The 13,963-nt window shown below is 67.7% G+C and carries 10 protein-coding genes; 1 reads left to right on the forward strand and 9 read right to left on the reverse strand.

Features of this window, described 5'->3' with window-relative positions; all coding sequences use genetic code 11:
* Positions 1 to 92: 92 nt before the first annotated feature.
* Positions 93 to 890 (reverse strand): rhodanese domain-containing protein, encoded by a 798-nt coding sequence (locus ASC95_RS16565; RefSeq protein ID WP_057298807.1) that lies wholly within the window; start codon positions 888 to 890, stop codon positions 93 to 95.
* Between the two features lie 69 nt (positions 891 to 959).
* Here ASC95_RS16565 and asd point away from each other — a divergent pair, with 69 nt between their 5' ends.
* A complete protein-coding gene (asd, locus tag ASC95_RS16570; protein WP_057298808.1) occupies positions 960 to 1,796 on the forward strand; it encodes an archaetidylserine decarboxylase in 837 nt (278 codons plus the stop codon).
* On the opposite strand, the gene ASC95_RS16575 is transcribed toward asd, so the two are convergent.
* The 8 genes from ASC95_RS16575 to ASC95_RS16610 all read right to left on the reverse strand — a co-directional run bounded on the left by ASC95_RS16575 (position 1,738) and on the right by ASC95_RS16610 (position 13,851).
* Positions 1,738 to 4,035 (reverse strand): bifunctional diguanylate cyclase/phosphodiesterase, encoded by a 2,298-nt coding sequence (locus ASC95_RS16575; protein ID WP_057298809.1) that lies wholly within the window; start codon positions 4,033 to 4,035, stop codon positions 1,738 to 1,740. The genes asd and ASC95_RS16575 overlap by 59 nt on opposite strands.
* A 76-nt stretch (positions 4,036 to 4,111) precedes the next feature.
* On the reverse strand, positions 4,112 to 5,530 hold the full coding sequence (locus tag ASC95_RS16580) for a glycoside hydrolase family 30 beta sandwich domain-containing protein (protein WP_057298810.1): 1,419 nt from the start codon (positions 5,528 to 5,530) through the stop codon (positions 4,112 to 4,114).
* Positions 5,531 to 5,542: 12 nt separating this feature from the next.
* Positions 5,543 to 6,598 carry an ABC transporter ATP-binding protein gene (locus ASC95_RS16585; protein ID WP_057298811.1) on the reverse strand — a complete coding sequence of 352 codons (1,056 nt, stop codon included), beginning with the start codon at positions 6,596 to 6,598 and terminating at the stop codon, positions 5,543 to 5,545.
* A complete protein-coding gene (locus tag ASC95_RS16590; RefSeq protein ID WP_082567848.1) occupies positions 6,595 to 7,458 on the reverse strand; it encodes a carbohydrate ABC transporter permease in 864 nt (287 codons plus the stop codon). Before ASC95_RS16590 ends, ASC95_RS16585 begins: the two co-directional genes overlap by 4 nt.
* Positions 7,458 to 8,333, reverse strand: a complete 876-nt coding sequence (locus tag ASC95_RS16595; RefSeq protein ID WP_057298812.1) for a carbohydrate ABC transporter permease — start codon at positions 8,331 to 8,333, stop codon at positions 7,458 to 7,460. The genes ASC95_RS16590 and ASC95_RS16595 overlap by 1 nt, the downstream gene beginning before the upstream one ends.
* A gap of 1 nt (position 8,334) precedes the next feature.
* Positions 8,335 to 9,567 (reverse strand): ABC transporter substrate-binding protein, encoded by a 1,233-nt coding sequence (locus tag ASC95_RS16600; protein ID WP_057298813.1) that lies wholly within the window; start codon positions 9,565 to 9,567, stop codon positions 8,335 to 8,337.
* 135 nt (positions 9,568 to 9,702) lie between these two features.
* Positions 9,703 to 11,049: a GH1 family beta-glucosidase gene (locus ASC95_RS16605; RefSeq protein WP_057298814.1), complete on the reverse strand. Its 1,347-nt coding sequence runs from the start codon at positions 11,047 to 11,049 to the stop codon at positions 9,703 to 9,705.
* A gap of 57 nt (positions 11,050 to 11,106) precedes the next feature.
* Complete coding sequence (locus tag ASC95_RS16610) at positions 11,107 to 13,851, reverse strand: TonB-dependent receptor (protein WP_057298815.1); 2,745 nt, start codon at positions 13,849 to 13,851, stop codon at positions 11,107 to 11,109.
* Positions 13,852 to 13,963: the final 112 nt, after the last annotated feature.

Here is a 13,963-nt window from a genome sequence, read left to right on the forward strand (position 1 = left end):
CGGTGCGCGCAAGCGGCGCGCGGTGGCATTGTCGGCGTTTGCGGCGCGGCGCATCCGCCGTCGCCCGTAAGCTTTGTTCCGCGCTGGGGGAATCAATCTTCCGCAGCCGGGTCCAGCCTTTTGGCCCGTGCCAAGCGCCAGGCGTCGGCGGGATCGGTGAAGACCGCCTCGGCCGTGGTGCCCGTCTCGCGCCCGGCGGCGTCGATGGCGATGCGCTTGTCGAAGACATAGCACTCGCCCTGCCAGTCCTGCGCCGCGTCAGGAAACGTTTCGAGATAGTTGAGGATGCCGCCATCGAGCTGGGCGACCTTCAGGCCGCGCTGCTGCATCCACGCCGCAGTCTTCTCGCAGCGGATGCCGCCGGTGCAGTACATCGCGACAGTCTTGCCCTGCCACTCGTCGCGATGCGCCTCGACATAGGCCGGGAAGTCGCGGAAATGCGCCACGCCGGGGTCGATGGCGCCACGGAAACGGCCGAGCTTGAACTCGAAGCTGTTGCGGTTGTCGAGGACGATGGTGGCGGGGTCGTCCAGCAGTTCGCGGAAACGCTGCGGGCTGACATGGGTTGCGCTGTCCTCTCCGCTGACTCCGGGAATGCCGAAGGCGACGATCTCGCGCTTGACCGAGACCTTGAAGCGGCTGAACGGGCGGCGCTCGCAGTCGTTGTGCTTGAAGTGCAGGCCCGCCAGCCCGGGCTGGGTTTGCAGTTCCGCCTCAAAAGCCCGCACCGCCTCGACCTCGCCGGCGACGGCTGCGCTGAGGCCCTCGTCGGCCACCAGCACGACACCGCCCAGCGCCAGCGCCGCGCCGCGCTCACGCAGCCGTTCGGCAAAAGCGGTGGGGTCCGGCATCGGGGTAAAACGGTAGAAGGAGCTGTGCAGCAAGGCCATGGAGCGAATTGTCGGCTCGTACACTGCCCGAAAAACAGCGGCGACCTGCTTTGCATCGGCGCCATCGCCATGTCCGACCGTCTCAAAGTCCTGCCCCAATACCTGATGCCCAAGCAGGCGATGACGCGCCTGGCCGGGCATTACGCGTCCAAACCCTTAGGCGGACTGACGACATCGACGATCCGCCGCTTTGTCGCCCGCTACGGCGTCAACATGGCCGAGGCGGCCGAGCCCGACATCACGGCCTACAAGACCTTCAACGACTTCTTCACCCGGGCCCTGAAACCTGGCGCCCGGCCGCTGGCCGACGCCCCGCTGATCTGCCCGGTGGATGGCGCGATCAGCCAGGTCGGCCGCGTCCAGGGCGACCAGGTCTACCAGGCCAAGGGCCAGACCTTCACAACGACGGCCCTGGTCGGCGGCGACGCGCAGCTCGCCGCGCGGTTCAAGGACGGCCTGTTCGCCAACCTCTACCTCAGCCCCAAGGACTACCACCGCATCCACATGCCGGCTGCCGGGCGGCTGCTGCGCATGGTGCATGTGCCGGGCGAGCTGTTCTCGGTGAACCCGACGACGGCGCGCGGCGTGCCGGGCCTGTTCGCGCGCAACGAGCGCGTTGTCTGCGTGTTCGATGACGACGCTCTGGGCCGCTGGGTGCTCGTGCTCGTCGGCGCGACCATCGTCGGCAGCATGGCCACGGTCTGGCACGGCGTCATCAACCGCGCCGGTCCGGTGCGCGAGTGGGACTACACAGCTGGACAGGTGACGCTGGCCCAGGGCGACGAGATGGGCCGCTTCCTGCTCGGCTCCACCGTCGTCATGCTGTTCGAGAACAGCGGCCTGCAGTTCAACCCGGCGTGGCAGCCGGGAGGCTCGGTCCGGCTGGGTGAGCTGATGGCGAGCTGAGAAGCGCCGCAGCTGCAACGGGCGCCAGGGGCTTGGCCAACAGCCAGCCTTGCAGATGCGTGCAGCCCAGGGCCTCGACCTCGGCGGCCTGTGCCTCGGTCTCGACGCCTTCCGCCACGATGGCCAGGCCCAGCGCCTGGGCCAACACGCAGGCCGCGCGCACGACGGCACCGGCCGAGGGCTCGGGCAGCGGGTCGATCATGCTGCGATCGAGCTTGAGCGTCGTGATGGGCAGGCGGCGCAGCAGGGTCAGCGAGCTCTGGCCGGTGCCGAAGTCGTCGAACGCCACCCCTACGCCGGCGTCACGCAGCCGCGCGAGCTGGGGCAGCACACGGTCCATGTGCGTCATCGCGGCGGTCTCGGTGATCTCGACCTCGATCAGCGTCGGCGCCAGGCCATGCGCGCGCACCAGGTCGAGCAGCCAGTCGGCAAAACCCGTGTCCTCGAACTGCAGCGGCGACACGTTCACCGCCACCGGCATGACGGCCAGGCCCTGCCGCTGCCAGGCGCGCAGCTGCCGGGCGGCCTGGCGAAGGATCAGCGCACCCAGCGGCACGATCTGGCCGGTGCGCTCGGCCGCGGGAATGAAGTCCGCCGGGCTGACGCGGCCGCGGCCGGGCCGCTGCCAGCGCACCAGGGCCTCGAAACCCGCCAGGCGCCGTGTGCCGGACTCGAACTTGGGCTGGTAGTCGAGCTGGAACTCCTCGCGCTCGATGGCCGCGGCCAGGGCCTGTTCGATCTCCAGCAGGCCGCCGGCCGCCGCCGACATGCCGGGTTGGAAGACCACGACGGCCGCGCCGGCCTGCTGCTTGGCCTGGTGCATGGCCACATCGGCCGCACGCAGCAGAGCCGCGCCATCCCGGCCATGGGCGGGGAAACGCGCGATGCCGACGGACAGATGCACGTAAAGCGCCCGGTGCGCGACGGCAAAGGGCGCATTCATCAGCGCAAGCAGGCGCTGGCCGGCCAACAGGGCGGCCGGGTCATCGCCGACGCCGGGTTGCAGCAGCAGGAACTGGTCCTCGCCCAGGCGCGCCAGCAGGGCCTCGGGCGGCAGGGCCTCGCGCAGGCGCGCCGCGATGGCCTGCAGCAGCGCGTCGCCGGTCTCGTGGCCCAGGCTTTCGTTGACGAGCTGGAAGCGGTCCAGGTCGGCGGACAGCAGCGCGAATCCCGGGCTGCCGGGCGCCGTCAGCTCGGCCAGACGGGCCAGGGCGGCATGGCGGTTGGGCAGGTCGGTCAGTTCGTCATGCAGGGCCTGGCGGCGCAACGCCTCGATGGCACGCTGGCGCTCGGTGTCGTCCAGCATCAGCACCAGCAGGGCCGGGCTGCCTTCCCACTCGATATAGCTGGAGCTGCCGCGCAGATAGATGGCGCTGCCGTCGCGGCGGTAGCGCTCGCCCTCCCAAGCGATCTGGCCCGAGCGCTCCTGCAGCAGGCGCTGGTAGCGCCCGCGGGCTTCCTCGATGTCGGACGTGGCGATCAGCGGCGCGATGGGGCCGATGTTTTCGACCTTGTCGTAGCCGAACAGCGCCAGCGCTGCGGGGTTGGCGTAGACCGCATGGCGGTCGCGCACGACGAGCAGGCCCTGCATGGACTGCTCGTAGACCTGGCGCAACTGCGAATTGACTCGCAGGGTCTCGTGATGGGCGCGGCGCACCGACAGCAGGATCAGCGCCATGGCCAGCACGGCCTGCACATAGGTACCCAGGATGTGGGTGACGGGCGAGCGGGCCAGCGGGTCCAGCAGCGGGCCACTCAGGTGCACCAGGCCCGAGGCGATGAAGCAGGCAGCGACGAAGCGCTCGCCAGCGGCACCATCACGCCACAGCCAGGCCGCAGCCAGCCAGGCGCCACCGGTCAGGATGGTTGCCGCCGCGACGATCGCATAACGCTGCTGCACGAGCGCCAGCGCCAGGATGACGCCCAGCAAGGCGATGAACAGCGGCGCATTGCGTTGCCAGCGCCAGGTTCTGCCGCGATAACGCGCGGCCCCCGCCAATTGCAGGGCCAGCGAGGCCATGATGCAGGCCGTCGCCACGGTGGCCTGCAGCTTGTAGTGCACGGACTCCTGGTCCGGCGGCACGAGGGCGATGCCCAGCGTGAGGCCCACGGAGAGCAGGACATGGCTCCAGCCCCAGTCGCTGATGTGGGGATGGCCAGGCTCCAGCCGGGCCAGCACCAGCAGCGCCACGCCAAGCAGGGCGATCAAGCTGGTGCTGATCAGCAGGGATCCCGTCATCGGCCCATCCTAGCCAGGATGGACCGCGCCACGTGACTTCAGTCACGCGCAGAGTCGTTAGAACTCAGGACGGATGTCACGCGGGACCAGCGCCCAGCGGTCCCCAGGTGAAGGTCACGACGCCGCTGGCCGGCAGTTCGTAGCTGAAGCGCTGGCCGGGTGCCTGCACCGTGAAGCGGCGGGGCGCGGCGGCGGAGTTGCTGACGATCAGGACGGTGCTGCCGTCGGGGTTGTTGAAGGCGACGTGGTCAAGGCCTGTCTTCTTGCCATCGCCGCCTTCCGAGTCGACGCGCCGCGCACCCTGGCGAACGAAGCGGCTGGCGTGGCCGAAGGCGTAGTACTCGATGTTGCGCGTGACCTGGCCGGTCCTGGGGTCGATGGTGACGACGCCGCGGCAGTCCTTGCAGCCGCCCAGGTGCGGGCCGTACTGCGGGTCCAGCGCCAGGTTCCACATCAGCACGCCACGCGCGCCGTGGCGGGTGCTGCCGATGATGAGGTTGCGCGTGATCCACGGCAGCGTCTCTGCCCACTGCGGCTTCCACTCGCCACCGGAACACTCAGTGAACCAGACATCCAGCTCCGGAAAGTGCTGGGCCACCTGGGACTGCGCGGACACGTCCCCTGCATAGCAATGCCAGGCCACACCCGACACGTATCTGCGCGCCGTGGCGTCGGACAGCATGGACAACGGGCTCCAGGGCTCGTCCCAGTTGTGGTCCCACTCCAGGATCTGCGTCTTCAGGCCTTTGCTTTGCAGCAGCGGGCCGAGGTGCTGGCCGACGACGGCGGCGCGGGTGCGCGGCGTCATGCGCATCCCGGGGTAGTCGGGCGGCTCGAAGTGCGGCTCGTTCTGCAGCGTCAGCGCGAAGATGGGCACGCCTTCGGCTTTCATGGCCTCGACATAGCGCACCATGTAGTTGGCAAAGGCGCCGTAGAACTCGGGCTTGAGTTGGCCCTGCACCAGGCTGTCGGTCGTCTTCATCCAGCCCGGCGCGCTCCAGGGAGAGGCCATGACATGCAGCTTGGGGTTCAGCGCCAGCGCCTGCTTGACGGCGGGGATGACGTCGGCGCGTTCAGCGTCGAGCGAGAAGTGCTTCAGTTCGGGGTCGGTCTGGCCCGGCGGCATGTCGTCCAGGCTGTAGTGGCGGCGCGAGAAGTCGGAGGCGCCGATGGTCAGCCGCGTCAGTTCGAAGCCCAAACCGTGGCCTTCTCGCGTGAACAGCTCGCGCATCAGCGCGTCACGCTGCGCCTCGCTCATGCCGTGGCGCATCAGCCAGGCCGAGCCTTCGGTGATGGCGGCGCCAAAGCCGGCCATGCGCTGGTGCTGGCGCTTCGGGTCGATGCGGATGACGGCATCCGCCCTGGCCGTGGTTGCCGGGACCTCGCTGGGAGCGAGGAGATGCAGCTGATCGGCAGTGGTCAGGTAAGCCCTGACAGGCGCCCCGTTGGCAACACCAGCAAGAGCAGCCGTCAGGGCAAGCAGCAGGGTCTTCATGGCTTGGGGGCTTCAGTCCAGGCGTTGTTCACTGGCGGCGTCGAAGACGCTCAGCGCGGACTCGTCGATGTCGAAGGCCAGTTCATCGCCGGCGACGATGCGGCGACCGTCGTGGACCAGCACCGAGAAGCCCTGCTCGCCCAGCTTCATCCAGACGACCTGATGGTTGCCCATGGGCTCGACCAGCTGCACCGTGGCGCGCCAGCGGCCGTCCGACTGCAGGCGCACATGCTCCGGCCGTACGCCCAGCACGAGGCCCTGCCCCGCCTTCACGCGGCCCTCGGCCAGCTGCAGCGGCAGCGCGCCCTGCAGCGACCGGCCATCCGCGCCGACCTGGGCCGGCACGAAGTTGATGGCCGGCGCGCCGAGGAAGCCGGCGACGAAGAGATTGGCCGGGCGCTCATAGACCTCGCTGGGCGTGCCGATCTGCTGGATGACGCCGCTCTTCATGACGACGATGCGCGAGGCCAGCGTCATGGCTTCGACCTGGTCATGCGTCACGTAAATCATCGTGTTGCCCAGCGTCTGGTGCAGCAGCTTGAGTTCGCGCCGCAGCTCGGCGCGCAGCTTGGCGTCGAGGTTGGACAGCGGCTCGTCGAACAGGAAGACACCGGCCTCGCGCACCAGCGCCCGGCCGATGGCGACACGCTGGCGCTGACCGCCGGACAGCTGTGCCGGCTTGCGGCTCAGCAGCGGCGTCAGCTGCAGCATGTCGGCGGCACGCTTCACGCGCCGCTCGATCTCGGCCTTCGGAATGCCCGCCACGCGCGGGCCGAAGCTCATGTTGCGCTCCACCGTCATGGTCGGGTACAGCGCATAGCTCTGGAACACCATGCCGATGCCGCGCTCGGCCGGCTCGGCCTCGGTCATGTCCTGGCCGCCGATGTGGATGCTGCCGCCGCTGACGTCGATGAGGCCGGCGATGCTGTGCAGCAGCGTCGACTTGCCGCAACCCGAGGGGCCGAGCAGCACGAGGAACTCGCCCTCGTGGACCTGCAGGTCCAGGCCCTTGATGACTTCGTTGTGCCCGAACTTGATGCTCAAGGCCTGGATGATCACGCCACTCATTTCACTGCCCCGGCGGCGATGCCGCGAACGAACCACCGACCTGAAATCAGGTAGACGAGAAGAGGAACGGCCGACGTCAGGATGGTCGCGGCCATGTTGAGGTTGTAGAGGCGCTCGCCCGTCGTCGTGTTGATCACGTTGTTGAGCTGCACCGTCATCGGCTGGTTCTCGCGGCCGGCAAAGGTCAGGCCGAGGATGTAGTCGTTCCACACACCGGTGATCTGCATGATGGCCGCGACGATCAGCATGGGCGTGGACATCGGCAGCACCAACTGCACGAAGATGCGCCAGAAGCCGCCGCCGTCCACGCGCGCCGCCTTGAACAGCTCGGTCGGCAGGCTGGCGTAGTAGTTGCGGAACAGCAGCGTCATGATCGGCATGGCGAACACCAGGTGCACGGCGACGATGCCGGGCAGGCTGCTGTAGATGCCGACGGCCGCTTCCAGCTTGACGAGCGGATAGATCATCACCTGGATGGGGATGAAGGCGCCCATCATCAGCACGCCGAACAGCCACTGGCCGCCCTTGGGCTTCCACCAGCTCAGCGCATAGCCGTTGATGGCGCCCAGCAGGATGGGCAGGATGACCGACGGCACGGTGATGGCCACCGAGCTCCAGAAGCCGCCGCGGATGCCCTCGCAGCTGACGCCCGTGCAGGCCTCGCTCCAGGCGGCGCGCCAGGCATCCAGCGAGGCCGACGACGGCAGCGCGAAGATCTGGCCGAGGCGGATCTCCTCCATGCTCTTGAACGACGTGGTCAACATCACATACAGCGGCAGCAGGAAGAAGGCCGCGGCGAACAGCAGGAAGGCGTAGACGCCGATGCGTGCCCAGAGAGCCGTAGCTTTGCGCTTGGCCATCAGTGGCCTCCCTGTGTCTTCTGGCGGCTGCGCACGTAGGCGAGCGGTGCGACCAGGGCGAGCACGGTGATCAGCAGCACGACGGCACCGGCCGATGCGAGTGCCAGGTTGGCGCGGCCGAACAGGTGGTCCATGATGAACTTGGCCGGCACGTCGCTGGCCGTGCCCGGGCCGCCTTGCGTCATGGCGACGACGGTGTCGAAGACCTTGACGACGCCGGTGGCCAGCAGCGTGAAGACGGTGGCCAGCGTCGGGCCCATCATGGGCAGCACGATGGACAGGTAGACGCGCCAGGTCGGGATGCCGTCCAGCTTGGCGGCCTTCCAGATCTCCTCGTCGATGCCGCGCAGGCCGGCCAGCATCAGCGCCATCACCAGCCCTGCCCCTTGCCAGGTGCCGGCGATGACGACGGTGTAGATGACCATGTCCTGGTCGACGATCCAGTCGAAGCTGAAGTCCTTCCATCCCATCTGCTGCACCGCGTTCTGCAGGCCGCTGTCGGGGTTGAGCACCCACTGCCAGACCAGGCCGGTGGCAACGAAGGACATCGCGTAGGGGTACAGGAAGGCGGTGCGCAGCACGCCCTCGCCACGCACCTTCTGGTCGATGAAGACGGCCAGCAGGAAGCCGATGACCATGGCCGCGACGATGTAGAGCACGCCGTAGACCATCAGGTTGTGGATGGCGAGCTGCCAGCGCTCGTTGTCGAGCAGGCGTTCGAACTGCTGCAGGCCGACGAAGTCGTCCTTGGGGAAGGTGCGCGAGCTGGACACCGAGGTGCGCAGCGTCCACAGCACCGTGCCCACATAGCCGATGCAGACGATGAGCGCCAGGGGCAGCAGCGCACCCCAGGCCGCGAGGGACCGACGTTTCATGTCAGTTCCTGAGCGCGGAGACGATGTCCTTCTGGACCTTCTCGACTGGGATGCTGCGGTTCCAGTAGCTCGTCAGCACGTCCTGCAGCGCGCCGTTCTGGTCGGGCGTGATGTAGATCTCGCCGTTGCCGAGCTGGCGCGACTTGTCCTTCATCGCCGCCACGCCCATCTGCGCGCACAGGTCCATCTTGCTGACGTCGACGTCCGTGCGAATGGGGATGCTGCCCTTCTTCATGCTGAAGGCCACCTGCGTGGCAGGCTGGGTGATGACGCTGGCGAGCAGCTGCTGGGCCTTGACCTGATCGGGCTTGTCGGTCTTCGGGAAGACCATCACGTCGCCCTGGATGATGTAGGGCGCCTTGGGGCCGAAGCCCGGCGCGCAGCCGTAGTCCTTGCCGGCCTCCTGCTTGGCCTGGGCGAACTCGCCCTTGGCCCAGTCGCCCATGATCTGCACGCCGCCGCGGCCGCTGATCAGCATGGCGGTGGCGTCGTTCCAGTTGCGGCCCGGCGAGCCCTTGTCGGTGTAGCTCTGCAGGCGCTTGAAGGCCAGCAGCACCTTCTTGAAGTCTTCGCCCAGGATGGCCTTGGGGTCGCGGTCGCGGAATATCTTCAGGTAGAGATCACGGCCGCCGTAGTGGGCCAGCACGGCGGTGAAGACGATGCCGTCCTGCCAGGGCTGGCCACCGTGGGCCAGCGGCACGAGGCCGGCGGCCTTGAGCTTGTCCAGCGCGACGAACAGTTCATCGAAGCTCTTGGGTTCCTCGACGATGCCGGCCTTCTTGAAGGCGGCCTTGGAGAACCAGAACCAGGTCATGTTGTGGATATTGACCGGCGCGGCGTAGTAGTGGCCGTTGACGCGGATGGCGCTCAGCACGGTCTCGGGCAGGAACTTGTCCCAGCCGTCGCGCTGGGCCACCGCGTCGACGTTGTTCAGCAGGCCCTGGTCGACGATGTCGCGGAACTGCTGGGTGGTGTTGAACTGGGCGGCCGTGGGCGGGTTGCCGCCGGCGATGCGGTTGATGGCCACCGAGCGCGCCTGCTCGCCCAGGGCGACGGCGGTGTCCACCCAGATGCCGCCCTGGGCCTTGTAGGCCTCGGCCAGGGTCTTGGCGGCGGCGGATTCGCCCCCCGAGGTCCACCAGTGGATGACCTCGGCCTTGAGGGGCTCGGCGGCGTTGGAAGCGGTTGCAGCCAGCAGCGCAACCAGGGCCAGGGCGTGGCGGGGGAACTTCATCTTGTCTCCGGATCTTGTGGGGTCGGCGAGGCCGCAGTGTCGCGCTGCCGGGCGCGACGCGCCTGAGGGCAGACCCTGTAATATTTCATTTAGAAACCGCCTGTACCCTTTAAATAGAGGGCTCCAGGCCGTTAATTATTCGTTCAGGAAGCGGCCGTACCAGAGGCCGCTGTCCTTCAGCGTGCGCTTCTGGGTGGCGTAGTCGACATAGGCGATGCCGAAGCGGCGCAGATAGCCCTCGGCCCACTCGAAGTTATCCAGCAGGCTCCAGGCGAAGTAGCCCTTGACGGGCACGCCGGCATCGATGGCCCGCTTCAGCGCGGCCAGGTGGCGTTGCAGATAGGACAGGCGCTCGGCGTCATGCACGCAGCCTTCGGGCGTCAGCACGTCCTCGAAGGTGGAACCGTTCTCGGTCAGCTGGATGACCGGCGGGTTGTAGTCGCGCTGCAGGCGGGTCAGCAGGTCGACCAGCCCTTGCGGCGAGACCTCCCAGCCGAAGCCGGTGCGCTCGACGCCCTCCTTCTCGACGAGGCTGGCGCGCATCGGGCCACCGGCCGGGTCGTCCTTGACCATCTCTGGGAAGTAGTAGTTCACGCCCAGGAAGTCGGTTGCGGTCGCGATGGCGTCCAGGTCGCCGGGCAGCACCGTGGGCGCGGCGTCGCCGATCAATTCCAGGGTGTCGGCGGGATAGCCCCGGCCGAACAGCGGGTCGAGGAACCAGCGGTTGCGCAGGCCGTCGTGGCGCTTCAGGGCGGCGAGGTCTTCGGCGCTGCTCGATGCAGCCGTGATGGGATGCAGGCTCAGCGTGATGCCGACCTGGGCGCCCGCCGAGTTCTTGCGGATCAGCGGGATGGCCTGGCCATGCGACAGCAGCACGTGGTGGCAGGCCTGCATCGCGTCGGCCAGGCTGCTGCCGCCCGGCGCGTGGATGTTTTCCCAGTAACCCATCATGCAGGAGCACCAGGGTTCGTTGTGGGTGATCCAGTGCTTGACCCGGTCGCCCAGGCGGCGGGTGACGATGTCGGTGTATTCCAGGAAGGCGCCGACCGTGTCGCGCGACACCCAGCCACCCTGCTCCTGCAGCGCCTGCGGCAGGTCCCAGTGGTAGAGGGTGCACCAGGGGTCGAGGCCGCGCGCCAGCATGCCGTCCACCAGCCGGTCGTAGAAGGCCAGGCCGGCTTCGTTCACGGTGCCGCGCCCCTGGGGCAGGATGCGCGGCCAGGCGATGGAGAAGCGGTAGGCGTTGACGCCCAGGCCCTTGGCCATGTCCAGGTCCTGGGGCCAGAGGTGGTAGTGGTCGCAGGCCACCCGGCCGTTGCTGCCATCGCGGATGCGGCCCGGCTGCTGGCAGAAGCGGTCCCAGATGGACTCGCCCTTGCCGTCCTCGCGGCCGGCGCCTTCGATCTGGAAGGAGGAGGTGGACACGCCCCAACGGAAGTCGGCGGGGAAGTCTTTGCGGGTCGGGGCGTTGTGGGAGCTCATGCTTCGGATGTGAGGGCGCCGGCAGCGAAGCCGGCGCGGTTCAGGAACGGGAAACGGTCAGAACTTGTAGGTGCCGCCCAGCAGGAACTGGCGCCCGTAGGACGTGTAGCGCTCGGGCAGCGTGGAGTTGGGATCCTTGGCGCCGGTGGAGATGCCCACGCGGGTGCGGTAGGGCCGGTCGCGCAGATTGTTGACCTGTAGCGTCAGCGACAAGCCCTTGAAGGCACCGCTCTCGAAGGCATAACCCAGTTGCGCGTCCAGGATGGTCTCCGCGGAAATCATGCTCGGTACGTTCTCGCCGAAGGTGCCGCGCACCGTCGTCACGAAGGCCGAGCGGTGGCGGCTGCCGATGCGGGCCGAGATGCCGTCGCGCTCGTAGTAGACGACAAAGTTCGTCGCCACGCCCGAAAGGCCGTCCAGCGGGTTGTTGAGGTTGTTGTCCTCGTGCAGCGAGCTGCGGGTGTTGGAGTAGCTCAGCGTGACGCCGATGCCGTCCACGGCCGGGCTGATCATGCCGGCGTCCAGCGAGGCGCTCAGCTCGGTGCCCGCCACCATGCCGCCGTGCCCGTTGGCCTTGGTGCTCAGCAGGCCGATGTTGCTGATGGGTGTGTAGGTCGTCGGGTTGGGGAAGCCGGTGAAGTCGAACGGAATGGACTGCGAGTAGACGAAGTTCTTGATGTTCTTGTGGAAGGCCGCGGCCGCCACGTAGCTGCGCTTGCTGAAGTAATGCTCGACGGACAGGTCCACTGCGTCCGCACGCCAGGGCTCCAGCTTGGCATTGCCGCCGCTGGCTGACCAGGTGCGGTCAGTGCTGCTGACATTGATGCCCGAGAAGCCGGCGCGCATGTCTTCCATGTTGGGCCGCGCCAGCACCTTGGCCAGGCCGAAGCGCAGGATGGTGTTCTGGGTCAGGTCGGCTGACAGGTTGATGCTGGGCAGGGTGTCGGTGTAGCTGGTGCCGCCGCTGGTGGGATCGCTGGCATTGGTCTTGGGGTTCCACAGCAGGCCGTTGCTGGTCTGCTGGGCATGCACCACGCGCAGGCCCAGGCTGCCGTGGACGGGCACGCCCCAGTCGAACTCCAGGCCCAGCTTGGCGAAAGCCGCCGTCACCTTCTCATGCACGGACCAGACGCGGCCCGGCGCCTGGTCGGCCGCGGCGGGCGCCACGTCGTAAAGATTGAGCACGCTGGGCAGGTCGAAATTGACCATGCGGATCGGGCTGCCGGCGAAGCTCAGGTCGGTCGGTTCGCGCAGCAGGTTGTTCGGGATCAGCACCGGCGTGCGGCCGTTCTTGAGGTTGTAGTACACCTCCGTTCGGTTCATGGACTTGTCGCGCTCGGAGTAGTCCACGCCCGCCTCGATGCTGTTCATCCAGCTCTCGAACATGCGGCCCGCCGACAGCTTGAGCGCCTTGATCTCGTCCACCACCTTGGGAAACTGGCTGCGGCCGTCCCGGCCCCAGTTGGCGGGGTCGGTCAAGTAGACGTTCTTGGGGTCGGCGAAGTCGAAGGTCGGCGCAAAGGTGGAGCGGCCATCACCGGTGACGATATTGGCCTGGCCCAGGCTGACGCGATTCTTGGAGCCGGCCTGCACTTCGGCGTTCTGCTCGTCGCGCTTGGCCTTTGACCAGCTCAGATCGCCTGCGAGCTTCCAATCCGCCAGCTTCAGCTCGTTGTTCCAGCCCACGGCGCGGATGTCGTCCTGGCGCTTGTTGTAGGTGGTCAGCGCCACCGGTGTCGTGTTGTTGACGGTGCCGCTGGTGACGATCTTGTCGCCATTGACGTTGGTCGTCTGCGCGTTGCTCCAGCTCGCACCCGACCAGGTCGACATGTCCGACATCACCGTGCGACGCGCCTCGGTCTGGTCGAACTTGGAGTAATACAGGTCCAGCGTGCTGTGGAAGCCGTTGCCCGGCTTGTACTCCAGCACACCCATCAGACCGTCGCGCTTCTGGCGCGACGAGGCGGCGCCGAGCTCGAAGCCCTGCAGCGCGACGGCATCGGTGGGTACGCCCGGCAGCGGCGCGCCCCAGTCGTTGGTGTTGGCCCACCACCAGCTCTTGTAGTGCTTTTCCTGGTTGGGCGAGTCGAGGTGGGCAAAGCCCACGGCCACGCCCCAGATGCGGTCGGCCGACTGCGTCACGTACGAGGCGCTGAGGCGGTTGCCTGTGCCCGAGATTTCGGGGTTCAGCGAGCCGTTGGAGTTGCGCTCCAGGCGCGCGCCGACGACGGCCTGGGTCTTGGCGAAGTCCAGCGGGCGCAGGGTCTTCATGTTGATGGTGCCGGACAGGCCTTGCGCCGACAGGCTGGCGTCCGGTGTCTTGTAGACGGTGGCGGCGTTGATCAGCTCCGAGGGGAACTGGTCGTACTCCACCGAGCGGTTGTCGCCGGTGGAGACGATCTCGCGGCCGTTCAGCAGCGTGACGCCAAAGCGCGGCGCCATGCCGCGGATGCTGATGACCGACGAGCGGCCGGCCACACGCTGGGCCGTCAGGCCCGGCAGGCGAGAGATGGCGTCGGCGATGGACACGTCGGGCAGCTTGCCGATGTCTTCGGCTGAGATGGCCTCGACGATGGCATCGGCATTGCGCTTGGTGCTGATCGAGGATTCCAAGCTGGCGCGAAAGCCCGTGACCGTGACGGTGTCCAGCTTCTGGCCCGAGGCCGGCGCGGTCTGTGCCAGCGCCAGCCAGGGCATGCCAAACAGGCCGACGCACAGGGCGACGGGCGTGAGGCGGTTGCGACGCTGCGGCGAAGTTGGGGCGATGGCACGCGCTGCCGCGCGCTGTGTGGGCTTGGTCATTTCTTTCGTCTCCTGGTTCGTCTTGTTCGCTGCTCGGCCGGCTTCTCGGGGGTCATGCCTCTGCGCTCTGTGGCGGTATGGGCATCAAAATTGGAACCGGTTCCAAACGCGA

Source organism: Pelomonas sp. Root1217 (assembly GCF_001425705.1).
Classification (GTDB): Bacteria; Pseudomonadota; Gammaproteobacteria; order Burkholderiales; family Burkholderiaceae_C; genus Pelomonas.